The sequence below is a fragment of the Streptomyces sp. NPDC004051 genome, from assembly GCF_053604275.1.
The window spans coordinates 96,308-120,248 of the sequence record NZ_JBSGHG010000008.1; the positions used below are offsets into that span (position 1 = coordinate 96,308).

A 23,941-nucleotide genomic window follows, 5' to 3' on the forward strand; every position below is an offset into this window, starting at 1 on the left:
CGTGTGGATTTGTGGAGACTCTCCTTGGCCCGAGACCCTCCGTGGGACAGGATCGACTCTTGTGGCTCCGCTCCCCACCTGAGAAGGGGGGTTCCGCCCCGAGGCTTGCGGTCCGGCCCGAACCGATCCCTTGCGGGACAAACGGAATCCACCACCGACTCAGGAAGCAATTCCCCACCGGCCGAAGCCGGTGGTTCCCTCGCTAGGAGACCGATGGACCTGCTGAACACGCTGGTGGACAAGGGGCTGCGGCGCGAGACGCCGACCCGTGAGGAAGCGCTGGCCGTCCTCGGGACGTCCGATGACGACCTGCTCGACGTGGTGGCCGCGGCCGGGAAGGTGCGGCGGCACTGGTTCGGCCGACGGGTGAAACTCAACTACCTGGTCAACCTCAAGTCGGGCCTGTGCCCGGAGGACTGCTCCTACTGTTCCCAGCGGCTCGGTTCCAAGGCCGACATCCTCAAGTACACCTGGCTCAAGCCGGAGCAGGCGTCGGAGGCGGCCGCGGCCGGACTGGCGGGCGGCGCCAAGCGGGTGTGCCTGGTGGCCAGCGGCCGGGGCCCCACCGACCGGGACGTGGACCGGGTCTCCGACACCATCAAGGCGATCAAGGAGGGCAACGAGGGCGTCGAGGTGTGCGCCTGTCTCGGTCTGCTCTCCGACGGCCAGGCGGAGCGGCTGCGCGCGGCGGGGGCGGACGCCTACAACCACAACCTGAACACCTCCGAGGCCACCTACGGGGACATCACCACGACGCACACGTACGCCGATCGGGTGGACACCGTGCACAAGGCGCACGCGGCCGGCCTGTCCGCCTGTTCCGGGCTGATCGCCGGTATGGGTGAGAGCGACGCGGATCTGGTCGACGTGGTGTTCGCGCTGCGCGAGCTGGACCCCGACTCGGTGCCGGTGAACTTCCTGATCCCGTTCGAGGGCACGCCGCTCGCCGAGGAGTGGAACCTCACCCCGCAGCGGTGCCTCAGGATCCTGGCGATGGTGCGGTTCGTGTGCCCGGACGTCGAGGTGCGGATCGCGGGCGGCCGGGAGGTGCACCTGCGCACGATGCAGCCGCTCGCGCTGCACCTGGCCAACTCGATCTTCCTGGGCGACTACCTCACCAGCGAGGGCCAGGCGGGGCGGGCCGACCTGGAGATGATCGCGGACGCCGGGTTCGAGGTGGAGGGCACCGACCAGGTGACCCTGCCCGAGCACCGGACGGGCGGGTGCGGGTCGCACGACGGCGGCGGGGTCTGCGGTACGGCGCCCGCGGGTGCCGGAGCCTGCGCGGGGACGTCGTCCTCCGGCGGGTGCGCGGAGGCGGAGACGGAGGCGCCCGCGGGCGCCGGGAGCGCCGCGGAGGGCACCGGCCGGACCGACGGGCCGCGTCCCGATCTCGTCGCGGTCCGCCGCCGGGGCGCCGGAACGGATCTCGCCCCCAATGCCTGAGCGGTCCGTGCCCGGGGTGCCCGAGTTGCTCGAGCTGGACCGGCGGCACGTCTGGCATCCGTACGGGCCCATGCCGGGACGCGGGGAGCCGCTGGTCGTGGAGTCGGCGAGCGGGGTGCGGCTCCGGCTCGCCGACGGCTCGGGCGAGCTGGTCGACGGGATGGCGTCCTGGTGGTCGGCGATCCACGGCTACAACCACCCGGTGCTGAACGAGGCCGCGACCGACCAGCTCGGGCGGATGAGCCATGTGATGTTCGGCGGGCTCACCCACGAACCCGCCGTCCGGCTGGCGAAGCTCCTCGTCGACATGTCGCCCGACGGGCTGGAGCACGTCTTCCTCGCCGACTCCGGTTCGGTCTCCGTCGAGGTCGCCGTCAAGATGTGCCTGCAGTACTGGCGTTCGCTCGGACGGCCCGAGAAGCGGCGGCTGCTGACCTGGCGGGGCGGCTACCACGGGGACACCTGGCAGCCGATGTCGGTCTGCGATCCCGAGGGCGGGATGCACGAACTGTGGACCGGGGTCCTGCCGGAGCAGGTGTTCGCCGAAGCCCCGCCCGCCGAGTACGAGGAGGCGTACGCCGACCACCTGCGGGAGCTGATCGAGCGGCACTCCGGGGAACTGGCCGCGGTGATCGTGGAGCCGGTGGTGCAGGGCGCGGGCGGGATGCGCTTCCACTCCCCCGCGTACCTGCGGGTGCTGCGCGAGGCGTGCGACGCGCACGACGTGCTGCTGGTCTTCGACGAGATCGCGACCGGGTTCGGGCGCACCGGCGCGCTGTTCGCGGCGGAGCACGCGGCCGTGACCCCGGATGTGATGTGTGTCGGCAAGGCGCTGACCGGCGGTTATCTGACCATGGCGGCGACGCTGTGCACCGCGCGGGTGGCCGAGGGCATCTCGCGCGGCGAGGTGCCGGTGCTGGCGCACGGTCCGACCTTCATGGGCAACCCGCTGGCGGCGGCCGTGGCCTGCGCCTCGATCGAGCTGCTGCTCGGACAGGACTGGCGCGCGGAGGTCAAGCGCATCGAGTCGGGCCTGCGGGACGGGCTGAGCCCGGCGGCGGAGCTGCCGGGCGTCCGGGACGTGCGGGTGCTCGGCGCCATCGGCGTCGTCCAGCTCGATCGCGCCGTGGACATGGAGGCGGCCACGCGGGCCGCGGTGCGCGAGGGCGTGTGGTTGCGGCCCTTCCGCGATCTGATCTACACCATGCCGCCGTACGTCACCGGTGACACGGACGTGGCCCGGATCGCCCGCGCGGTGTGCGCCGCGGCTGCGGCCGCTCAGGAGGGATGACATGCCGGTACTGGTGATCACGGGCACGGGCACCGAGGTCGGCAAGACGGTGGTGACGGCGGCCCTCGCCGCGACAGCGCTGGCGGCGGGCCGGTCGGTGGCCGTGCTGAAGGCGGCGCAGACGGGTGTGGCGCCGGACGAGCCCGGGGACGCCGAGGAGATCACCCGGCTCGCCGGTGCCGTCACGGCCACCGAGATCGCCCGGTACCCGGACCCGTTGGCGCCCGCCACCGCCGCCCGCCGGGCCGGCCGGGCTCCGGTGCATCCGCACGACGTGGCCGAGGCGGCCGCCAAGCTGGCCACCGAGCACGACCTGGTGCTGGTGGAGGGAGCCGGCGGACTGCTCGTACGGTTCGACGCGGCCGGCGGGACGCTCGCGGACGCGGCGGCGCTGCTGGCGGCGCCGGTGCTGCTGGTGGCGCCGGCGGGCCTGGGCACCCTGAACGTCGCGGAGCTGACGGCCTGCCACCTGCGCTCGCGCGGGCTCGCCCCGGCGGGTGTGGTGATCGGCAGCTGGCCCGCCGAGCCCGATCTGGCCTCGCGCTGCAATCTGCAGGACCTGCCGGACGTGACGGGGGTCCCGCTGCTGGGCGCGGTGCCGGAAGGGGCGGGCGCCCTCGCCCCGGCCGGTTTCCGGGCCGCGGCACCGCACTGGCTGGCGCCCCGGCTGGACGGCACCTGGGACGCGGAGGCGTTCCAGGTGCGGGAGGCGCGCCGGGGGCGGAGGACGTAGCGGAGCCCCGCTCGGGGGATGCGCCGAGGGACGCGGGGTGGCTTCGCGGGGGACAATCGTGGTGAGGCCGGTCCCGGGGGCACGGTCCTCGTCACCGGGCTTCCCGGTTTCCCCACGGCAGGGAGGTGTCCCATGTCCGCCGGCTCCGCGAAGGTGGCGCGGGATCCCGTGCACCATCCGTTGTTCGCCCGCTGCTACGCCCGGCTCAGTGTCACCGCGGAGACCCGCGGGGGCATGGCCGCGGTGCGCCACCGGCTGCTCGACGGGCTGTCGGGCCGGGTGATCGAGGTCGGCGCCGGCAACGGCCTCAACTTCGCGCACTACCCGGGCACCGTCTCGGGGGTCGTCGCCGTCGAGCCGGAACGGGTACTGCGCCGGCTGGCCGTGGAGGCCGCCCCGCGCGCCCGCGTCCCGGTGGAGGTCGTGCCGGGTGCGGCGGAGGCGCTGCCGGTCGAGAGCGAGGCGTTCGACGCGGCGGTGGTCTCCCTGGTGCTGTGCAGTGTGCGGGACCTGTCGCGGACGCTCGCGGAGCTCCGGCGGGTGCTGCGGCCGGGCGGCGAGGTGCGGTTCTTCGAGCACGGCCGGGGCGGCGGACGGGTCATGCGCCTCACCCAGCGTGCCCTGGACCGGACGGTGTGGCCGCCACTGGCCGGTGGCTGCCATGTGGCGCGCGACCCGGTGGGCGCGTTGCGGGAGGCGGGGTTCGTACTCGGCCCGTACCGGCGGATGCTGCTGCCGGAGAGCGGCCCGAAGCTGCCGACGTCGTACTGCGTGCTGGGCACCGCGTGGCGGCCGACGGCCGACCGGGCGGCCGACGCTCCGGCCGACCGGAGCTGATCACTCGCTCCAGCGGCGCAGCTCGGCGGCGATGTCGTCCACGGACGCCTCACCGTTCTTGACCAGCCGGGCCAGATCGCGCACCTGCTCCGGCGAGGTGACGACCTTCAGACCGCTGGCGACGAGGTAGGCGTACGCGACGGCGGAGGCGAACAGGGCGTTGGAGCGTTCCAGCGCGGGCACGTGGAGCAGCAGCTGGAGCAGCGCGGCGGCACGGGCCTGCGGGCTGCCGTAGACGGGGACGTCGAATATCTCGGCCTCGTGGCGGGCGACGGCGGCGACGAGGGCTCCCCAGTCGGTGACCTGGGGGTCCCCCGGAGTCTGCTGTTCGGCGAGCATCAGCAGCCAGGCGAGGTCGATGCGCAGACCGTCCAAGGGATCAGCGGCGACCTTCGCTCGGGCCCCCGGGGTTCTTCTCCCCCGCTCCCGGCGTCGCCCGCGCGGGCGACACCCCGCCGAACTCCTCGGCGAAGACGCTCTCGTACTGCTTCATGAAGTCGGCGGCGGCCTCCACGAAGGTGTGGCCGACCTCACCGGCGTCCTGCCGGACCAGTTCCTCGATGTAGCGGTTGACGCTCATCCCGCGGGCCAGTGCGCGCTCCCGCGCCGCTCGGGCCGTGCCCTCGTCCACGCGTACGTTCAGCTGGGTCTTCGCCATGCCTTGAAGCTAGCGCCGAGGTGCTAGCACCGGCAAGTGCCGCGATGGAGCGTGCCCCTTACAGCGATATGGGGCGGTTTCGCCCCTGCGGAGGATATTTGGTGTGCAGCGGGTCACACTAGCCTCGGACGCGGCAGGCGCCTCGACACGTTCCGCTGCCCGCACGTGCGGATCCCCGCCCGCCCACATGTCGGCGTATTCACATCTCCATACCCCTGCACCCCTGCACCCCTGCACCCCTGCATCTCCAGACGGAGGAGGCGGCCTTGTCCACACCTGCTGCGGAGCACTCCCCCGGCCTCATGTCGGCGGACGGAATCGCGGCCCGCGCGCGCGGCCTGACCAAGGCGTACGGATCCGGCGAGACGACCGTGCTCGCCCTGGACTCGGTGGACGTGGCCATCGCGCGCGGCCGGTTCACCGCGGTGATGGGCCCCTCGGGGTCCGGGAAGTCGACCCTGATGCACTGCCTGGCCGGACTCGACACCGTTTCGGCCGGACAGGTGTGGCTCGGCGACACCGAGATCACCGGGTTGAAGGACCGTGAGCTGACCCGCCTGCGCCGGGACCGGATCGGGTTCATGTTCCAGTCGTTCAATCTCATCCCGACTCTGAACGCGCTGGAGAACATCACCCTCCCGATGGACATCGCGGGCCAGAAGCCCGACGAGAGGTGGCTGGACCAGGTCATCGACACACTCGGCCTGCGCAACCGGCTGAAGCACCGGCCGTCCCAGCTCTCCGGCGGCCAGCAGCAGCGCGTGGCCTGTGCGCGGGCGCTGGCCTCCCGGCCCGAGCTGATCTTCGCGGACGAGCCGACCGGCAACCTCGACTCGCGCGCCGGTCTGGAGGTGCTGGGTTTTCTGCGCGAGTCCGTCGACCGGCTGAACCAGACCGTGGTGATGGTCACGCACGACCCGGGCGCCGCCTCCCACTCCGATCTGGTGCTGTTCCTGGCGGACGGCCGGATCGTCGACGAGATGCGGCGGCCCACGGCGGAGGCGGTGCTGGAGCGGATGAAGCGGTTCGACGTGCTCCGCGCCCAGAACGACGACGGCGGCACCGCTCCCGGCCTCGCCCCCGACCTCACCGGCGACGGGGCCGTGCGGCCCGACGAGTCGGTCCCCGGCAAGGGCTGAGACCGTGCTGAAGGCGACGCTCAGGAGTTTCCTCTCGCACAAGGGCCGGCTGCTGCTGTCCGCGCTGGCCGTCGTCCTGTCCGTGGCGTTCGTCGCGGGCAGCCTGATCTTCTCCGACACCGTCGCCCGCACCTTCGACCGGCTCTTCGCCTCCACCTCCGCCGACGTGACCGTCTCGCCCCCGGACGACCTGGAGGCCGCCGTGCCCACCGGCCAGGTCCGGACGGTGCCGGCCTCGCTCGCCGAGCGGCTGGCCGGGATCAAAGGGGTCGAGTCCGCCCGCCCGGTCGTCAGGACCGGGAACGTCACGGTCGTCGACGGCGACAACGAGCCGGTGGGGCCGACGGCCGGCGCACCGACCCGCGCGGTGGCCTGGCACGCCGACGAACACAGCGTCGCGGAGCTGGCCTCCGGCCGTGCCCCGCGCGGTGCCGGGGAGGCCGTGCTGGACGCGGACACCGCCGACGCCGAGGGCGTGGCGATCGGCGACACCCTGTCGGTGCAGGCCCAGCCGGGCACCTTCCGCGTCAAGGTCGTGGGCATCGCCGCCTTCACCACCCCCAACCCGGGCTCGGCCCTCGTCTTCCTCGACCCCGAGGTCGCCGCCGTCAAGCTGCTGGGCTCGGCGGACCGGGCCACGGGCATCGCCGTCGAGACGGAGCCGGGCGTGACCGCCGAGGAGGTCGACCGCCGTGTCACCGAGGCGCTCGGCGCCGGTGCCTACCGGGTGGAGACGGCCGACGAGCGGGCCGCCACGGCCACCGAGGAACTGGGCGACTTCCTCTCCGTGATCAAGTACGTGATGCTCGGCTTCGCCGGGATCTCCGTACTCGTCGGCACCTTCCTGATCGTCAACACCTTCTCGATGCTGATCGCGCAGCGCACCCGCGAACTCGGGCTGCTGCGGGCGATCGGCGCCGACCGGCGGCAGGTGCGCCGGTCGGTGCTCACCGAGGCGGTGCTGCTCGGCCTGTTCGGCTCGACGCTGGGCATGGCGGCCGGCATCGGGCTCGCCCACGGGCTGATCCGGCTGATGAGCGTCTTCGGCATGAACCTGGACACCGCGGAGACGGTCATCGGGTGGGGCACGCCCGTCATGGCGTACGCGGTGGGGCTCGGCGTCACCTTCGTGGCGGCGTACCTGCCGGCCCGCCGCGCGGCGGAGGTGTCCCCGATGGCCGCCCTCGCCGACGCCGAGATCGCCGGGGTGGGCCGGCCGTTGCGGACCCGAGCGGTGGTGGGTTCCGTCGTCGGGGCGCTCGGCGCGGCCGCTCTGGCGGGCTGCGCCGTCTCCGCCGAGACGGGGCCGGCGGCGTCCCTGCTGGGGCTGGGCGTCGTGCTGACCCTGGTCGCGGCCGTCGTCGCCGGTCCGTTGCTGGTGCGACCGGTGATCCGGGTGCTGGGCGGGGCCTTCCCCGCCCTGTTCGGGCCGGTCGGAAGGATGAGCCAGCGCAACGCCCTGCGCAATCCCCGCCGTACGGGCGCCACCGCCGCCGCGCTGATGGTGGGGCTGGCCCTGGTCGGCGGCATGTCGGTGGCCGGCACCTCCATGTCCCGTTCCTTCGACGAGCAGATCGACAGGACGCTGGGCGCCGACTTCGTCGTCCAGAACGCCAACTTCCAGCCGTTCTCCCAGGAGATCACCGACAGGGTGCGGGACACGGAGGGGGTGGGCGTCGTGGTGCGGCAGCGGTTCGCGCCGGTGGCGGTGCGACTGCCGGACGGGGAGAGGATCGAGACGACCGCCGCCGGGTACGACCACCGGATCGACGACGTCGCCCGGCTCACCTACGCGAGCGGCGACACGGCGGCGGCACTGGCCGACGGCGGTATCGCCATGGACGCCGGATTCGCCGCGGACCACGGCGTCCGAAGGGGCAGCACGATCCCCGTCGAGTTCCCGGGCCGGCAGCGCACCGAGCTGACCGTGGGCGCCCTCACCGACATGGAGAGCGGCGAGGGCTTCGGCGTGCAGGGCGGACTGTTCCTCGGTATCGCGGCGGTCGAGAAGTACGTCCCCGGCGGGCAGGACTCCGCGCTGTACGTGAACGCCGCCGACGGCACGGGCGCCGATGAACTCCGCGACCGGCTGGAGACCACTCTCGCCCCGTATCCGCAGGTCCAGGCACGTGACCAGGCCGACTACAAGGATCTGGTGCACGACCAGATCGCGGTCCTGCTGTACCTCGTCTACGCCCTCCTGGGACTGGCGATCATCATCGCGGTGCTCGGCGTGGTCAACACCCTGGCGCTGTCGGTGGTGGAGCGCACCCGGGAGATCGGGCTGCTGCGGGCCATCGGACTGGCCCGGCGGCAGCTGCGGCGCATGATGCGGCTGGAGTCGGTGGTGATCGCGGTGTTCGGCGCGGTGCTGGGCCTCGGGCTGGGGCTGGTGTGGGGCGTCTGCATGCACCGGGTGCTGGCACTGCGGGGCATGACCGCGCTCGCGATCCCCTGGGGCACGATCGTGGCGGTCGTCGTCGGCGCGGCGGTGATCGGCGTCGTCGCGGCACTGCTGCCCGCCCTCCGCGCGTCGCGGATGAACGTCCTGGAGGCGATCGCGCACGAGTGACACGCGCGTCGGGCTTTCGCACCGGGCGTCCGGATCGTGGAATTCCGTGTCGCGGGCGGCGCCGCGTGCTGGGATCGGCACATGACCGAGCTGCGCATACGGGCCGCGACGCCCGAGGACCTGGACACCGTACTGGCCTTCTGGAAGGTCGCCGCCGAAGGCACGAGCATCAGCGACGACCGGGCCGGCGTGGAGCGGCTGGTCGCGCGTGATCCCGAGGCGCTGCTCCTCGCCGAGAAGGGCGCGGAGCCGGTCGGCACCGTGATCGCGGGCTTCGACGGCTGGCGCTGCCATCTGTACCGGCTCGCGGTGCATCCGGACCACCGCAGGCAGGGCGTGGGGTCCGCGCTGCTGGCCGCCGCCGAGGAACGGTTCGCGCGGCTCGGCGGGCGCCGCGCGGACGCGATGGTGCTGCAGCGCAACGAGACCGCCCACCACGCGTGGGACGCCGCCGGATACGCGCCGGAGGAACGCTGGCGACGCTGGGTCAAACCTCTCCGGAGGGCGAGCGGAGGCAGGGGCCGGACCTGACGGCGAGCACCGGGTGACCCCGCAAAACACCTTTGCTGACCCTTTACGCTAGGAGGGTCACTCGGTCATCCATGAAAGGTTGTGTGCGTCCGCCCATGGGCGAGCCTCCCAGTAGTACGCGACATCGCGGTCCCCGACAGAGCCGTACGCGACGTCACGCGGTGCACCACTTCCCGTCCGGCCACGGGACGGAGACGGCCCGATGACGGAAGTGCTCCTTCTCCTGGTCGCGATCCTGCTCTCCCTCGCCTGCGGCGCGTTCGTCGCGGCCGAGTTCTCCCTCACCACGGTCGAGCGGGCGGAGCTGGAACGGGCGGTCGAGCGCGGCGAGCGGGGCGCCGTCGGCGCGCTCAAGGCCGTACGGAACCTGACCTTCCAGCTCTCCGGGGCGCAGCTCGGCATCACGGTCACCAACCTGGTGGTCGGCATGCTCTCCGAACCGTCGATCGCCGCACTGATCTCCGGCCCGCTGCGGGACATCGGCATATCCGCCTCGGTGGCGAGCTCCCTGGCCCTGGTGCTCGGCACGGCCCTGTCGACCGTCTTCCTGATGGTGGTCGGCGAACTGGTGCCCAAGAACTGGGCGATCTCCTCGCCGCTGGCCGTCGCCAAGAACGTGGGCAACGCGCAGCGCTGGTTCAGCGCCGCCTTCCGCCCCTTCATCACGCACCTCAACAACACGGCCAACCGCATCGTGCGCCGCTTCGGTGTGGAACCCGCCGAGGAACTGGCGTCCGCGCGCGGCCCCCAGGAACTGGCGGCTCTCGCCCGGCACTCCGCCAAGCTGGGCGCTCTGGAGGCCGACACCGCGGAGCTGTTCGTCCGCACCCTGAACCTCGCCGACCTCAGCGCGGAGAACGTGATGACCCCCCGCGTGCAGGTCGTCGCGCTGGAGGTGCAGGCGACCTGTGAGGACGTGGCGAACGCGACCCGGGCGACCGGGCTGTCCCGGTTCCCGGTGTACCGCGGCACCCTCGACTCGGTGGTCGGGACCGCGCACGTCAAGGACGTGCTGACGGTGCCGGCCGAGCGCCGGGCCCGGGTTCCCGTGTCGGAGATGATGCGCGAGCCGCTGCTGGTCCCGGAGTCGCTCACCGTCGACCGGTTGCTGGACCGGCTCTCCGAGGGACGCACCATGGCCGTGGTGATCGACGAGTACGGCGGTACGGCGGGCGTGGCCACGCTGGAGGACATCGTCGAGGAGGTCGTCGGCGAGGTCCGCGACGAGCACGATCCGCACGAGACCCCCGACCTGGCCCGGACCGGTTCGGACGAGGAGGGCCACGCCCTGTTCTCGGCCGACGGCTCCGCGCGCATGGACCAGCTCGCGCGGGTCGGCCTGCGCGTGCCGGACGGGCCGTACGAAACCCTGGCCGGGCTGGTGGCCACCGAGCTGGGCCGGATCCCCGCCGCAGGCGACACCCTCGAGGTGGCCGGCTGGCGGATGGAGGTCCTGGACGCGAGCGGCCGCCGAGCGGCGCGCGTCCTGCTGCACGCGCCGCTCGCCGACCCGCACCCTCCGGCCGGGAGGGCGGACGCCAAGGACGGCAAGGACGCCAAAGACGCCAGGGCGCGCGAGAAGGGGGCACGGCGATGACGGTCGTACAGCTGCTGATCGGTCTGGCGACGCTGGTCGTCAACGCCTTCTTCGTGGGTGCCGAGTTCGCGCTGATCTCGGTGCGCCGCAGCCAGATCGAGCCGTACGCCGAACAGGGCGAGCGGCGCGCCAGGAGCGTGCTGTGGGGCCTCGAGCACGTGTCCGCGCTGATGGCGGCGGCGCAGCTCGGCATCACGCTGTGCACCCTGGTCCTCGGCGTGGTCGCCGAGCCTGCCATCGCTCATCTGCTGGAGCCGGTGTTCCACGCGGTGGGCGTGCCACCGGGCGCGGGTCACGCGGTGTCCTTCGTGATCGCTCTGGCGCTCGCGACGTATCTGCACATGCTGCTCGGCGAGATGGTGCCGAAGAACATCGCGCTCGCGGAGCCCGTGCGCAGTGCGCTGATGCTGGGTCCGCCGCTGGTGGCGCTGTCCCGGGGGCTGCGTCCGGTGATCTTCACGATCAACGCCTTCGCCAACACGCTGCTGAGGCTGCTGCGGGTGGAGGCGCGCGACGAGGTCGTGGCGTCCTTCTCGGACGCGGAGCTGGCGCAGATGGTGAAGGACTCCGGCGAGGCGGGCCTGATCGACGACCGCGCGCAGGAGCGTCTGAACGACGCGCTGGAGCTGGGCCGCCGGCCGGTGCGGGACGTGGTGCTGCCGCTGGAGAGCGTGGTCTACGCGCGCGTGGGCGTCACCCCGGAGGGTCTGGAGGAGCTGTCGGCGCAGTCCGGGTACTCCCGTTTCCCGGTGGTGGACGAGGGGCGGCGGATCGTCGGCTATCTGCACGTGAAGGACGCCCTGGACGCCTCACCGCGCGACATGCCGTTCCTGCTGCGGGACATGCGTCCCATCGCGCGGGTGCGGGAGAGCACGACGATGGACGACGTCCTCACCGCCATGCGGGGCAGCCGTACGCATCTGGCGGCCGTCCTCGGGGCGGACGGGCGGCTGGCCGGGCTGGTGACGATGGAGGACGTGCTGCAGGAGCTGTTCGGGCAGCGGGCCTGAGGGGAACGGGCCGCGCGTCCGCCCCGGACGCGCGGCCCGCCCCGGACGCGCGGAACGGGACGAGACACCGACCGACCGGCGGGTATGTGCACGGGATATCATCTCTGTCGCCATGCAGACGAACCCCACTCACACCAGCCTGGTCGCGGTCGGCGACTCCTTCACCGAGGGCATGTCGGACCTGCTGCCCGACGGCACGTACCGGGGCTGGGCCGATGTCCTGGCCGCGCGGATGGCGGCCGTCACCCCCGGATTCCGCTACGCCAACCTCGCGGTGCGCGGCAAGCTGATCCGGCAGATCGTCGAGGAGCAGGTGGACGCGGCGGCGGCCATGCGGGCCGACGTGGTCACCCTGGTCGGCGGGCTCAACGACACCTTGCGGCCCAAATGCGACATGGGCCTGGTACGGGATCTGCTGACCGAGGCGGTGGAGCGGCTGGCCCCGCACTGCGGGCAGCTGGTGCTGATGCGCAGCCCGGCCCGCCAGGGGCCCGTGCAGGAGCGTTTCCGCCCCCGTATGGAGGCGCTGTTCGCCTGCATCGACGAGCTCGCCGAGCGGCACGGCGCCCTGGTCGTCGACCTGTACGGGGCGCCCTCGCTCGGCGACCAGCGGCTGTGGGACGTGGACCGGCTGCACCTGACCGCCGACGGGCACCGCCGGGTCGCCGAGGCGGTGTGGCAGACGCTGGGGTATCCGCCCGAGGACCCCGAGTGGCAGCTGCCCCCGGAGGCCACGCTGCCGCCGAGCTGGCCGGCGCGCCGGGCGGCGGACGCCCGGTTCGCACGACAGCACCTGCTCCCGTGGATCGGCCGCCGCCTCACCGGACGCTCCTCGGGCGACGGCCTGCCGCCGAAGCGCCCCGAACTGCTGCCGTACGCCGACCGGTGACACCGAGTGCGCCGAAGGGCTGAGGGCAGCAGGGGCACCGGGGGCGCTCGCCGTTCCCTGGGGCTCGTCTCGTGGCTTCCTCCGCGTCTTCCCTCGGCGCCGACCTGCGTGAACGACCCGACCGGTACGTGGGCTTCCTGGAGGGTGCCCCGCGCCTGATGCCCGGCTTGGAGACGGACGTCGCAGGACACATCGTCGTCCGGGACGTCTTCTTGCCCAGCGCGGTGCTGCCCACGGCGTTGTTCCTCGCCCTCCACGGCTGTCCGTACTTCGAGCGGTGGGTCACCGGCCCCATGCCCGAGCAGCACCTGTGCGACCGTCCGCGCAACCGGCCCACCCGCACCGCACTCGGCGTCGCCGCGGTGTCGGCGTACGCCGTGCTGCTCATGGCGGGCGGGCAGGACGTCCTCGTCCGCGTCTTCGACGTCCGCCTGGAAATGCTGACGTACTCCTTCCGCGCCGACCTGTTCGTGGTGCCCTTTGTCGCCTACCACGCCACGAAACGGGCATGTCTGGGGTTGCAGGCGGCCGACCGGCGGCGCCTGATGGAAGGACGTGCGGCCACCGAAGCAAGGCGAACTACGGAGGGTGGCTACCAGGGAGCGAAAACACTGCTGCCGGCGGCCGAGGCGTCCCGCATCCTCGTGCGCGACGAGCCACGGTCACGCGCCCACGGCACGGAGGCCTGGCGCTGGTTCCACCGGCAGCGCACCGAGGCGGTACGGGCCACACCGGGGGCGGAGGCGGCCGACGACACGTGAACGAGGAGGTCGGGACATGACGGACGACACCGCCGCGCGGGCGGCGGGAACGGACGGGGACGCGGTGCGGGACAACCTGCTCTTCGGTCCGCAGCCCGACGTGGCGCGAGCCGCCGGGTACTCGGACACCCCGCCGCGCATGGGCTTCTTCACGGACACCTCGGTGTGCATCGGGTGCAAGGCGTGCGAGGTGGCCTGCAAGGAGTGGAACGCGATTCCGGAGGACGGCCTGGAACTGACCGGCATGTCCTACGACAACACCCAGGGGCTGGGGGCCAGTACCTGGCGGCACGTGGCCTTCATCGAGCAGCGCAAGCCGCTGGGCGGTCAGGAACCCGGCGTCGGCCACGACGACGTCGACGTCTTCGCGGCCGCCCGTGGCCTGGGCACCGCCGCCCCCTCCCCCGACCCGGGGGCGACGACGCCCGTACCGGGTGACGCACCGGCGCCGGCACCCGCGGGAGCGCCCGCCGGGGAGATCTCCCCGATCACGCCCGACGGGCGCACCGAGCTGCGCTGGTTGATGTCTTCCGACGTGTGCAAGCACTGCACGCACGCCGCGTGCCTGGACGTGTGCCCCACCGGCTCCCTGTTCCGGACCGAGTTCGGCACGGTCGTGGTGCAGGAGGACATCTGCAACGGCTGCGGCTACTGCGTGCCCGCCTGCCCGTACGGCGTCATCGACCAGCGTCCGGACGACGGACGCGCCTGGAAGTGCACCCTGTGTTACGACCGGCTGGGCGTGGGCATGGAACCGGCCTGCGCCAAGTCCTGTCCCACCGACTCCATCCAGTTCGGCCCGCTGGACGAGCTGCGCGAGCGGGCGGCCGCCCGGGTCGCCCGGTTGCACGCGGCCGGTGTCGCCGATGCCCGCCTGTACGGCGAGGACCCGGCGGACGGCGTGGGCGGCGACGGCGCGTTCTTCCTGCTGCTGGACGAGCCGGAGGTGTACGGACTGCCGCCCGACCCGGTCGTCACCACCCGCGACCTGCCCGCCATGTGGCGGCACGCGGCGGCGGCCGCCGCCTCGCTCGCCGCGCTGGCCGCCGTCAGCTTCGCCAGGAGGCCACGGTGACCGGGTCCGACGTCACCCGCGACGGGGTGGAGGGCGCTCGCCCCGGACGCGACGCCCTCACCGGCGCCCTCACCGGGCGCCGCCGGCGCCGCCGCGGGCGCGGCGAGCAGGCCATGGTGCCCGACGCCGAGTTCTCCTCCTACTACGGCAAGCCGGTCCTGAACAAACCGACGTGGAGGGCGCTGGACATCGCCGGCTACCTCTACCTCGGCGGCCTCGCCGGGGCGTCGTCGCTGCTGGCCGCCGGGGCCGACGCCACCGCGCGGCCGGCCCTGGCCCGCACGGCGAAGCTCGGGGCCGCGGGCGCGATCTCCGCCTCACTGGTCGCGCTGGTGCACGATCTGGGCCGGCCCGCCCGCTTCGTCAACATGCTCCGCATCTTCAAGCCCACCTCCCCGATGAACCTGGGCTCGTGGCTGCTGGCAGGCTACGCACCGCTCACGATGGCCGCCGCCGCAGCCGACGTCGCCGGCCGGTACCGCCTGGTGGGCGCCACCGCCACGGCCGCCGCCGCCGCGCTCGGCCCGGCCGTCACGACCTACACCGCGGTGCTGATCTCCGACACCGCCGTGCCGTCGTGGCACGAGGGCCACCGCGAGATGCCCTTCGTCTTCGCCGGGTCCGGTGCCACCGCCGCGGCCGGACTCGCCCTGGCCTGCGTGCCGACCGGGCAGACCGGCCCCGCGCGCCACATGGCCGTCCTCGGCGCCGCGCTCGAACTGGGCTCCTTCCGGCTGATGAAGCGGCGCATGGGGTTGTCGGCCGAACCCTACGAGGAAGGCAGGCCGCACAAACTGGTGCGTGCCGCGGAGGCGCTCACAGCCGGGGGCGCCGCACTGGCGGCGTACGCGGGCGGGCGGAGCCGGGGCCTTGCCGCTGTCGCGGGCACAGCCCTGCTGGCCGGCTCCGCTGCCCTGCGGTTCGGCGTGTTCCACGCCGGGGTGGCCTCGGCCGAAGACCCCAAGTACACGGTCGTACCGCAGCGGGAACGGCTTCAGGCACGAGCGCGGTCCGAAAAGCCCGGCGACGACGGCCCCGGGCCCTGACCACCGGCCCACCGACGCTCACCCTCCTGCAGCTCGCCTGCCGCACCGGTCTGCACGAGCCGGAGATCCGTCGCGCCATCGCATGGCACGACGACCGGCGCGGGCAGGCGGAAGAGGAAGCACCGGGGAGTCCTCGACGGGCGCGCTCGGCAGGACGTGCCGTCCGACGTCGGCGGACGGTCCGACCGGCACACGGACCGTGTGCGAGTGGCTGAAAAGCCGGGTCGGCCGTGCTGCCCGGACGCACCGGGCCGCGCAGGCGCGGAACGCCTGACCGGCGAGACCCCGTCCTGCGGCTGCACGGCGTCCTCGGACACCTCGGGCACAGCCGCACGCACACGGTGTCCGAGGATGCCGTGTCCGCGCTACTGCAGGAGAATGTGCCGCAAGGAGGAGAGAGCACCGGGCCCCAGGTCGTTCGGCGGAAGACGTTCGGTCCCGTCCACGCGTCGATCCGATTGAACGAGAAAGAACCGGACACCCGCAACGGCACCTGGCACCTGGCACCTGGCACCTGGCACCTGGCACCACGGAAAGGCAGGCGTGATGGGCGTACGCACCTGGATCGACTCCTGGCCGGTCTACCGCCAGCTGAAGGGCACCGACCCCCTGGGCCGCGGCGCCGCCGCCAAGAGCGGCCCCAGCGCGCGGCTCACGCCCCGGGTCGCCTCCGCGGACCGGGTCGTGAAGTCGATCTGCCCGTACTGCGCCGTCGGCTGCGGTCAGAACGTCTACGTCGAGGACGAGCGCGTCACCCAGATCGAGGGCGACCCCGATTCTCCCATCTCCCGCGGCCGGCTGTGTCCGAAGGGCGCCGCCAGCCTGCAGCTGACCACCGGCGGCGCGCGCGAGCACCAGGTGCTGTACCGCCGCCCGCACGGCACACGGTGGGAGCGCCTGGGCCTCGACACGGCGATGGACATGATCGCCGACCGGGTGATCGAGGCCCGCCGGGCGGGCTGGCAGTGGGAGGTCGACGAGACGCGCACCCGGCGCACCCTCGGCATCGCCAGCCTGGGCGGGGCGACACTGGACAACGAGGAGAACTACCTGATCAAGAAGCTGTTCACCGCCCTGGGGGCGGTGCAGATCGAGAACCAGGCGCGTGTTTGACACTCCTCCACCGTTCCCAGTCTGGGAACCTCGTTCGGCCGCGGCGGCGCGACCACCTTCCAGCAGGACCTGCAGCACTCAGACTGCATCGTCATCCAGGGCTCGAACATGGCCGAGTGCCATCCGGTCGGGTTCCAGTGGGTGATGGAGGCCAAGGCCCGCGGGGCGAAGGTGATCCATGTCGACCCGCGGTTCACCCGCACCAGCGCGCTGGCCGACGTGCACGTGCCGCTGCGGGCCGGCTCGGACATCGTCTTCCTCGGCGGCATCATCAACCACGTGCTGCGGCACGAAAAGTACTTCCGCGACTACGTGGTGGCCTACACCAACGGGCCCGACATCCTGCGGGAGGACTTCCGCGACACCGAGGACCTCGACGGCGTCTTCTCCGGCCTCGACCCCGACAGCCGCAGCTACGACAACAGCAGCTGGCAGTACGAGGGGAGGGAGGTCCAGGCAGCGTCGGGCCAGCGCGACCAGTGGTACGAGAAGCGCACCCACGAGGACAGCACGGTGGCGGAGGCGGCACGCGGCGAGGCCCACGGCTCCGGCGGCGCCGCGATCCCCGAGGGCGAGCCCGAGCGGGACGAGACGCTGACCCACCCCCGCTGCGTCTTCCAGGTGCTCAAGCGGCACTACGCGCGCTACACCCCGGAGATGGTGGAAGAGATCTGCGGCGTGCCGCAGGAGGCCTTCCGCCAGGTGTGCGACCTGGTCACCGAGAACTCCGGCCGGGAGCGCACCACCGCCTTCGCGTACGCGGTCGGCTGGACCCAGCACACCGTCGGCGTCCAGTACATCCGCGCGGCGGCCGTGCTGCAGTCCCTGCTCGGCAACATCGGCCGGCCCGGCGGCGGCATCCTCGCCCTGCGCGGACACGCCTCCATCCAGGGGTCGACGGACATCCCCACGCTGTTCAACCTGCTGCCCGGCTACATCCCCATGCCGCACGCGCACGCGCAGCAGGATCTGGACACCTTCGTCCGGGCCGACGCGGCGAGCAAGGGCTACTGGGGCAACATGCGCGCCTACCTGGTGAGCCTGCTCAAGGCGTACTGGGGCGGAGCCGCCACCGAGGACAACGACTTCTGCTTCGACTACCTGCCGCGGCTGACCGGCTCCCACTCCACCTACGAAACGATCATGACCCAGCTGGAGGGCACCTGCAAGGGCTACTTCCTCATGGGCGAGAACCCCGCGGTCGGCTCCGCCAACGCCAAGATGCAACGCCTGGGCATGGCCAACCTGGACTGGCTCGTCGTGCGGGACTTCTCCCTCATCGAGTCGGCCACCTGGTGGAAGGACGGCCCGGAGATCGAGACGGGTGAGCTGCGCACCGAGGACATCGGCACCGAGGTGTTCTTCCTGCCGGCCGCCGCGCACACCGAGAAGGACGGCAGCTTCACCAACACCCAGCGCCTGCTGCAGTGGCACCACCAGGCCGTCGAGCCCCCCGGCCAGGCCCGCAGCGACCTGTGGTTCACCTTCCACCTCGGGCGGATCATCCGCGAGAAGCTCGCCGCGTCCACCGACCCGATGGACCGGCCGCTGCTCGACCTGACCTGGGACTACCCCACCAAGGGCGGACACGCCGAGCCCGAGGCGGAGGCCGTGCTCGCCGAGATCAACGGCTACGACGCCGAGGGCAACCCCCTGGCCTCGTACGAGCAGCTCAACGACGACGGCTCCACCGCGTGCGGCTGCTGGATCTACTGCGGGGTGTACGCCGACGGCGTCAACCAGGCCGCGCGCCGCACACCGGGCAAGGAGCAGAACTGGGTCGCGGGCGAGTGGGGGTGGGCCTGGCCGGCCAACCGCCGCGTCCTGTACAACCGCGCCTCGGCCGACCCGGAGGGCAGGCCGTGGAGCGAACGCAAGGCGCTGGTGTGGTGGGACGCGGACAAGGGATCGTGGTCCGGGCACGACATCCCGGACTTCAAGGCCGACAAGCCCCCCGACCACGAGCCGCCGCCGGACGCGACCGGGCCCGAGGCGCTGTCGGGCACCGACGCGTTCATCATGCAGGCCGACGGCAAGGCGTGGCTGTACGTGCCGTCCGGCCTCACCGACGGCCCGCTGCCGACGCACTACGAGCCGCAGGACTCGCCGTTCCCGAACCTGCTGTACCGGCAGCAGCGCAACCCGGTGCGGCATTTGCTGCCACCGCATCCCGACAACCGCTACCAGCCCAGCGGCCGGGAGCCCGGCTCCGAGGTCTTCCCGTACGTGGCCACCACCTACCGGCTCACCGAGCACCACACGGCGGGCGGCATGTCCCGCTGGCAGCCCTATCTGGCCGAGCTGCAGCCGGAGTTCTTCTGCGAGGTGTCACCGGAACTCGCCGCCGAGCGCGGCCTGGAGCACACCGGCTGGGCGACGATCGTCAGCGCCCGCGGCGTGATCGAGGCACGGGTGCTCGTCACCGACCGCATGGCGCCCCTCACCGTGCAGGGCCGCCGTCTGCACCAGGTGGGACTGCCCTACCACTGGGGCCCGAACGGCTGCACCACGGGAGACGCGGCCAACGAACTGCTCCACCTGTCCCTCGACCCCAACACCCACATCCAGGAGGCCAAGGCGTTCGCCGTCGACATCCGTGCGGGGCGCCGTCCCAGGGGCCCGGCCGCCGTGGAACTGGTGCGGGCCTACCGGGCACGGGCCGGCATCGACGAGCACACCGGCACCGAACCCTGAGCATCGCGTGTCCAAGGGCTCACCTCAGCACGACGGAGTGCGCGCCCTTCGGGACGAGCTCCCCGATGACGGGGGCGCCCGGCACCTCCCCGGCCACCAGCAGCCCGCCCGAGGTCTGGGCGTCGGCCAGGAGCAGGCGGGTGTCGGCGTCCGCCGTCCCGAAGTCGGTGAACGGCGCCACCCACTCCAGGTTCCGCCGGGTGCCGCCGCTGACGTAGCCCTCCCGCACCGCCTCGCGGGCCCCTTCGAGGTAGGGCACGGCGGCGGTGTCGATCACGGCGGTCACGTCCGAGGCGCGGGCGAGCTTGTGCAGGTGGCCGAGGAGGCCGAAGCCGGTGACGTCGGTGGCGCACCTCGCCCCGGCGGCCAGTGCGGCGGCCGAGGCGTCCCGGTTGAGCGTCACCATCGTGGCCACCGCCTGCTCGAACCGCTCGCCGGTGGCCTTGTGACGGTTGTTCAGCACCCCCACCCCGAGGGGCTTGGTGAGTGACAGCGGCACACCCGGTCGGCCGGTGTCGTTGCGCAGCAGCCGGGCCGGGTCCGCCAGGCCGGTGACGGCCATGCCGTACTTGGGCTCCGGGTCGTCCACGCTGTGCCCGCCCCCCACGTGGCAGCCCGCCTCGGCCGCGACGTCCAGCCCGCCGCGCAGCACCTCGCGCGCCAGTTCGAAGGGCAGGACGTCCCGCGGCCAGGCCAGGAGGTTGACGGCGAGGACGGGGCGTCCGCCCATCGCGTACACGTCGGACAGGGCGTTGGCGGCGGCGATGCGGCCCCAGTCGTAGGCGTCGTCCACGACGGGGGTGAAGAAGTCCGCGGTGGAGATCACGGCCCGGCCCGCGGCCCCGTCCTGCGCGGGCAGGCCGACCACGGCCGCGTCGTCACCGGTGGCCAGCCCGACCAGGAGCGGCGTGTCGCCGGAGGGCGGCACCGGCCGGGCGAGGCCGCCGAGGACGTCCTCCAGCTCGCCGGGCGGGATCTTGCAGGCGCAGCCGCCGCCGTGGGCGAACTGCGTGAGACGTACCGGGGTTTCACGTGTCGTGGTCATACCTGTCTCCGTGGTCGCTGTCGTGTTCCGGGGGCGGTGGCACCGGGGTCTTCCGATAGCCTGGGCGGGCGGTGGAGGCGTGTGGGTGCCTGGTGGCCCTCCCGGTCTTCAAAACCGAGGTGCCCGAGGATCTCGGGCAGGCGGGTTCGATTCCCGTCCGCCTCCGCTCCCCGCATCGGTCCGGCAGCGCCGGCGCTGATCGTCCACGCGTTCGGTGAGGCCCCGCCCGTCCAGGAACTCCAGCAGCGGTACGGCCACCCGGCGCGTGGTGTCCAGGGCCCTGCGGGCCTCGCTCAGGGTGAACGGCTGCGGGAGCTCGCGCAGGACGGCGGCGGCCCGGGCGTCCGCCCCCGGCAGCAGCACGATGCCGTCGTCCACGCGCAGCAGCGCACCCGCCGCGGCGGCGGCCGCCACCGTCCTGCGATCGAGCCCGAGGGCGGCCAGCCGGTCGGCCTCCGGGGCACGGAAGGGGGCTCGTTCCAGCTCCCGCCGCACGGCGTCGACGGCTTTCCGGACGGGAGTCGGCAGAGTGGGCTTCGTACTTCCGGGGCCGTGCAACCGGCCCTGTTCGCTGCGGAGTCGGTGCCGGTCCGAGGACGCGACGAGCGCGTCGACGAGGGCCCGGTCGGGCAGGCCGAGCAGGTGCCGGGCGGCCTCGGTGGGCAGGCCGGGGTCCAGCGGGTGCCGCGTCGCGTGCCGCGCCACCTCGACGGCCAGGCGGTCGCGCAGTGCCGTCCAGTGGGCCGGATCGGCCAGCCAGTCCCCTGCGACGGGCGGTGCGGGGGCGGGCACTCCCATGGCCTCCAGCTCCACGCGACGGACGAGTCGGCGGCGCCGCAGTTCCGCCGCGCCGTCCGGGCGACCGGTCATGCCCGCCAGTTCGGCCGCCCTGGCGCGGGCTGCTCCACGCCGGACCAGTCGCGGTGGACGGACGTCCAGCACGGTCGCTCCGGACGGCACGCGCCGTCCGCCCGGTTCCCGCAGGACGGCCCGGTCCCCGACGCGCAGGGGAAGGTGCCAGGCCAGGGTGAGTCTGACGGTGTCCGCACCGAGCGGGCGGACGGTCACGGGCACCGCGGCGGTGCCGATGTGCAGGGTCACCGTCCGGGGCAGTTCCCCGGCCGGCGTTCCGGTGACACGGACGTCGATCAGCCCGGTCGACAACCAGCGGTCCGGGGTCAGCAGCACCCGGCCGCGGCCGAGTGCGCCGTCACGGGCTCCGTGCACGTTGACCGCCACACGGGCCACGCCGGGCACGGCGGTCCTGTCCTCGTGCAGGCACTGCAGCCCGCGCACCCGCAGCCCGTCCGTGCCGTCCCCCGTCACCAGCCGGTCGCCGACGCGCAGGGTGCCCGCGCCCAAAGTGCCGGTGACGACCGTGCCGCGGCCGCGCACGGTGAAGACGCGGTCCAGCCACAACCGCACGTCCGCGTCGGCCGGCGGGACGGGCAGCGACCGGGCCAGCCGGCTCAGCTCGGCTCGCAGTTCGCCCAGCCCGTCGCCGGTCACGGCGCTGACCGCGACGGACGCCACGGTGCCCAGGGTGGTGGCGGCCATGCGCCCGACCCCGTCCGCTCGCACGGGTTCGGGGTCGGCGAGGTCGCTTCGGGTCACCGCGAGCACGGCGTGCCGCACTCCGAGGGCGTGCAGGATCTCGAGGTGCTCCTGCGACTGCTCCTGCCAGCCCTGGTCGGCGGCCACCACGAACAGCACGGCGGGCACGGGGCCGACGCCGGCCAGCATGGTGGCGACGAACCGCTCGTGGCCCGGCACGTCCACGAAGGCGATGTGCTCCCCCTCGGAGCCGTCGGCGCCGCACGGTTCCAGTCGGGTCCACACGAACCCGAGGTCCAGCGTCAGCCCCCGGCGCCGCTCCTCCTCGAAACGGTCGGGTTCCATTCCGGTCAGCGCACGCACCAGGGCGGACTTGCCGTGGTCGACGTGCCCGGCGGTGGCCAGTACCCGCATCACGCCCACCTCCCCGCGACCGCTCGCACGGCCTCGGCCAGCTTCTCGTCGTCCTCCGCGGGCACCGCCCGCAGGTCGAGCAGGCACCGTCCCGCCTCCAGACGCCCGACGACGGGGACCGGACCGGTGCGCAGGGCGGCGGCACAGCGTTCGGGCAGGGACAGCGCGGCACTGGGCAGCGTCACGCCGGGGGCGCCGCCACCGCCCACCGTCGCGGTGCTCCCGACGGCCCGGACGTCGATGCCGCCGGCGGCCAGGGCCGTGGCGAGCCGCTCGGCGCGGCGCCTCAGCCATGACGGGTCGGCGGCCAGCGCCGCGCTCGTGGGGGTCTCGGGACCGGTCAGCGTCGCCTCCAGCGCGGCCAGGGTCAGCTTGTCCACGCGCAGGGCGCGGGCGAGCGGGTGCCGGGCCACGGTGCGGATCACGTCTTCCCGCCCCAGGAGCAGTCCGCACTGGGGCCCGCCCAGCAGTTTGTCGCCGCTCGCGGTGACGAGGGCCGCACCCGATCGCAGTTGGGTCTCGGCATCGGGTTCTTCGGGCAGCGACGGGTGGTGAGTCAGCAGGCCGGAACCGATGTCGACGACGACCGGAACTCCCAGTGCGGCGAGTTCGCCGACGTCGGCGGCGTGGGTGAACCCGGTGATCCGGAAGTTGGAGGGGTGCACCTTCAGCACGAACGCCGTCTCCGGGCCGATGGCCGCCGCGTAGTCCGCGGCGGTCGTGCGGTTGGTCGTTCCCACCTCGCGCAGCCGTGCTCCGGTGGAGACCAGCAGGTCCGGCAGGCGGAAGCCGTCGCCGATCTCCACCATCTCCCCCCGGCTGATGACGATCTCCCGTCCGGCCGCGAGCGCGGTGGCCGCCAGGACCAGTGCGGCGGCACCGTTGTTGACGACGTGCGCGGCGGCGGCCGCGGGCACCTCGTGCCGAAGGGCCGCCAGGGCGGTGCGGCCCCGGCGGGCCCGTACGCCGGTGCGCAGGTCCAGCTCGACGTCCGTGGGGCCGGCGGCCTCCCGCACCGCCTGCCGGGCCGCCGCCGACAGCGGTGCCCGTCCGAGGTTGGTGTGCAGCACCACGCCGGTGGCATTGATCACCGGCCGCAGTCCGCCCACCGTGCGCGGCAGCAGGGCGCAGGCCGTGTCGGCCACCTGATCCGGCGCGACGGCGCCTTCGCGCGCCCTCTCCTGCGCCTGCCGGACCGCCGACTTCACCAACCCGGGCCCCAGTCGGTTCGCCGCCTCCAGCAGACGCGGATCACGCAGGACGGCGTCGGTGCGGGGAATCCGCCGCCGTACGTCCGGCCCGGCCCCGGGTGGCACGTTCCCGTCGCACGCGGGTGCACCGCTCCCGGTCCTCTCCCCGTTCCCTCCAAGTGTGGCCGGCTGGTCCACGCGATCCCTCCGTTCAGGCCCGCCTCGTCAGTGCCCGAGGAACGCTCATCGTCTCCCAGTGCCCCTGACCGGCGGCAGGACACGCCGGACGGCGCAGACGTTCGGGAACGCCCGGTTCTGGGCGGGGTGGATCGGCAGGCCGACGGTG

At 73.3% G+C, this 23,941-nt stretch carries 18 protein-coding genes, 1 tRNA gene and 1 pseudogene; 15 read left to right on the plus strand and 5 right to left on the minus strand.

The window, feature by feature from the left end; translation table 11 throughout:
* Positions 1-213 precede the first annotated feature (213 nt).
* The 4 genes from bioB (at position 214) to ACWEQO_RS11940 (ending at position 4,307) form a co-directional block, all read left to right on the plus strand.
* Positions 214-1,446, plus strand: coding sequence for a biotin synthase BioB (gene bioB, locus ACWEQO_RS11925; RefSeq protein WP_452981765.1), 1,233 nt, complete (start codon positions 214-216; stop codon positions 1,444-1,446).
* A complete protein-coding gene (locus ACWEQO_RS11930; protein WP_452981768.1) occupies positions 1,439-2,737 on the plus strand; it encodes an adenosylmethionine--8-amino-7-oxononanoate transaminase in 1,299 nt (432 codons plus the stop codon). Before bioB ends, ACWEQO_RS11930 begins: the two co-directional genes overlap by 8 nt.
* Before the next feature lies 1 nt (position 2,738).
* The gene (gene bioD, locus ACWEQO_RS11935) at positions 2,739-3,470 is read left to right on the plus strand and encodes a dethiobiotin synthase (protein WP_361462653.1); all 732 of its coding nucleotides are present in this window, start codon (positions 2,739-2,741) and stop codon (positions 3,468-3,470) included.
* 132 nt (positions 3,471-3,602) lie between these two features.
* A complete protein-coding gene (locus tag ACWEQO_RS11940; RefSeq protein ID WP_452981773.1) occupies positions 3,603-4,307 on the plus strand; it encodes a class I SAM-dependent methyltransferase in 705 nt (234 codons plus the stop codon).
* Here ACWEQO_RS11940 and ACWEQO_RS11945 read toward each other — a convergent pair whose 3' ends face one another.
* Both ACWEQO_RS11945 and ACWEQO_RS11950 read right to left on the minus strand, forming a co-directional pair.
* The gene (locus tag ACWEQO_RS11945) at positions 4,308-4,682 is read right to left on the minus strand and encodes a fic family toxin-antitoxin system, toxin component (RefSeq protein ID WP_109380762.1); all 375 of its coding nucleotides are present in this window, start codon (positions 4,680-4,682) and stop codon (positions 4,308-4,310) included.
* Positions 4,683-4,686: 4 nt separating this feature from the next.
* Positions 4,687-4,965 carry a toxin-antitoxin system HicB family antitoxin gene (locus ACWEQO_RS11950; RefSeq protein ID WP_361462647.1) on the minus strand — a complete coding sequence of 93 codons (279 nt, stop codon included), beginning with the start codon at positions 4,963-4,965 and terminating at the stop codon, positions 4,687-4,689.
* A gap of 266 nt (positions 4,966-5,231) precedes the next feature.
* Here ACWEQO_RS11950 and ACWEQO_RS11955 point away from each other — a divergent pair, with 266 nt between their 5' ends.
* From ACWEQO_RS11955 to fdh, 10 genes are all read left to right on the plus strand, one after another.
* Positions 5,232-6,104, plus strand: a complete 873-nt coding sequence (locus tag ACWEQO_RS11955) for an ABC transporter ATP-binding protein (protein WP_361462644.1) — start codon at positions 5,232-5,234, stop codon at positions 6,102-6,104.
* 4 nt (positions 6,105-6,108) lie between these two features.
* Complete coding sequence (locus ACWEQO_RS11960) at positions 6,109-8,676, plus strand: ABC transporter permease (protein ID WP_452981777.1); 2,568 nt, start codon at positions 6,109-6,111, stop codon at positions 8,674-8,676.
* A gap of 81 nt (positions 8,677-8,757) precedes the next feature.
* Positions 8,758-9,207 carry a GNAT family N-acetyltransferase gene (locus ACWEQO_RS11965; protein WP_452981780.1) on the plus strand — a complete coding sequence of 150 codons (450 nt, stop codon included), beginning with the start codon at positions 8,758-8,760 and terminating at the stop codon, positions 9,205-9,207.
* A gap of 202 nt (positions 9,208-9,409) precedes the next feature.
* Positions 9,410-10,804 carry a hemolysin family protein gene (locus ACWEQO_RS11970; RefSeq protein ID WP_361462008.1) on the plus strand — a complete coding sequence of 465 codons (1,395 nt, stop codon included), beginning with the start codon at positions 9,410-9,412 and terminating at the stop codon, positions 10,802-10,804.
* Positions 10,801-11,814 (plus strand): hemolysin family protein, encoded by a 1,014-nt coding sequence (locus ACWEQO_RS11975; protein ID WP_361462006.1) that lies wholly within the window; start codon positions 10,801-10,803, stop codon positions 11,812-11,814. Before ACWEQO_RS11970 ends, ACWEQO_RS11975 begins: the two co-directional genes overlap by 4 nt.
* A gap of 112 nt (positions 11,815-11,926) precedes the next feature.
* Positions 11,927-12,703 carry an SGNH/GDSL hydrolase family protein gene (locus ACWEQO_RS11980; RefSeq protein ID WP_361462003.1) on the plus strand — a complete coding sequence of 259 codons (777 nt, stop codon included), beginning with the start codon at positions 11,927-11,929 and terminating at the stop codon, positions 12,701-12,703.
* 71 nt (positions 12,704-12,774) lie between these two features.
* Entirely contained in the window at positions 12,775-13,464 is a 690-nt protein-coding gene (locus ACWEQO_RS11985) for a hypothetical protein (protein WP_452981785.1), read from the plus strand.
* Positions 13,465-13,480: 16 nt separating this feature from the next.
* Positions 13,481-14,539, plus strand: coding sequence for a 4Fe-4S dicluster domain-containing protein (locus tag ACWEQO_RS11990; RefSeq protein WP_452981788.1), 1,059 nt, complete (start codon positions 13,481-13,483; stop codon positions 14,537-14,539).
* Positions 14,536-15,585 carry an NrfD/PsrC family molybdoenzyme membrane anchor subunit gene (gene nrfD, locus ACWEQO_RS11995; protein ID WP_452981791.1) on the plus strand — a complete coding sequence of 350 codons (1,050 nt, stop codon included), beginning with the start codon at positions 14,536-14,538 and terminating at the stop codon, positions 15,583-15,585. The genes ACWEQO_RS11990 and nrfD overlap by 4 nt, the downstream gene beginning before the upstream one ends.
* Before the next feature lie 546 nt (positions 15,586-16,131).
* Positions 16,132-19,392, plus strand: coding sequence for a formate dehydrogenase (gene fdh / locus ACWEQO_RS12000; RefSeq protein WP_452981794.1), 3,261 nt, complete (start codon positions 16,132-16,134; stop codon positions 19,390-19,392).
* A 19-nt stretch (positions 19,393-19,411) separates the two neighbouring features.
* Here fdh and selD read toward each other — a convergent pair whose 3' ends face one another.
* Entirely contained in the window at positions 19,412-20,437 is a 1,026-nt protein-coding gene (gene selD, locus ACWEQO_RS12005; protein ID WP_361461991.1) for a selenide, water dikinase SelD, read from the minus strand.
* Between the two features lie 73 nt (positions 20,438-20,510).
* Between selD and ACWEQO_RS12010 the strand changes: the two genes are divergently transcribed.
* A tRNA-Sec gene (locus ACWEQO_RS12010) sits at positions 20,511-20,603 on the plus strand.
* Between the two features lie 35 nt (positions 20,604-20,638).
* Here the strand turns inward: ACWEQO_RS12010 and ACWEQO_RS12015 are convergent.
* Both ACWEQO_RS12015 and selA read right to left on the minus strand, forming a co-directional pair.
* Positions 20,639-22,405 (minus strand): annotated as a pseudogene (locus ACWEQO_RS12015) (SelB domain-containing protein); the annotation flags it as partial.
* A complete protein-coding gene (gene selA / locus ACWEQO_RS12020; RefSeq protein ID WP_361461988.1) occupies positions 22,405-23,721 on the minus strand; it encodes an L-seryl-tRNA(Sec) selenium transferase in 1,317 nt (438 codons plus the stop codon). The pseudogene ACWEQO_RS12015 and the gene selA, both read right to left, overlap by 1 nt.
* Between the last annotated feature and the right edge of the window lie 220 nt (positions 23,722-23,941).

Coding starts and splice junctions, on each gene's coding strand:
- bioD (WP_361462653.1), top strand. CDS start 2,739: ATGCCGGTACTGGTGATCACGGGCACGGGCACCGAGGTCGGCAAGACG.
- ACWEQO_RS11990 (WP_452981788.1), top strand. CDS start 13,481: ATGACGGACGACACCGCCGCGCGGGCGGCGGGAACGGACGGGGACGCG.
- ACWEQO_RS11940 (WP_452981773.1), top strand. CDS start 3,603: ATGTCCGCCGGCTCCGCGAAGGTGGCGCGGGATCCCGTGCACCATCCG.
- selD (WP_361461991.1), bottom strand. CDS start 20,437: ATGACCACGACACGTGAAACCCCGGTACGTCTCACGCAGTTCGCCCAC.
- bioB (WP_452981765.1), top strand. CDS start 214: ATGGACCTGCTGAACACGCTGGTGGACAAGGGGCTGCGGCGCGAGACG.
- ACWEQO_RS11965 (WP_452981780.1), top strand. CDS start 8,758: ATGACCGAGCTGCGCATACGGGCCGCGACGCCCGAGGACCTGGACACC.
- ACWEQO_RS11970 (WP_361462008.1), top strand. CDS start 9,410: ATGACGGAAGTGCTCCTTCTCCTGGTCGCGATCCTGCTCTCCCTCGCC.
- ACWEQO_RS11950 (WP_361462647.1), bottom strand. CDS start 4,965: ATGGCGAAGACCCAGCTGAACGTACGCGTGGACGAGGGCACGGCCCGA.
- ACWEQO_RS11980 (WP_361462003.1), top strand. CDS start 11,927: ATGCAGACGAACCCCACTCACACCAGCCTGGTCGCGGTCGGCGACTCC.
- ACWEQO_RS11930 (WP_452981768.1), top strand. CDS start 1,439: ATGCCTGAGCGGTCCGTGCCCGGGGTGCCCGAGTTGCTCGAGCTGGAC.
- ACWEQO_RS11975 (WP_361462006.1), top strand. CDS start 10,801: ATGACGGTCGTACAGCTGCTGATCGGTCTGGCGACGCTGGTCGTCAAC.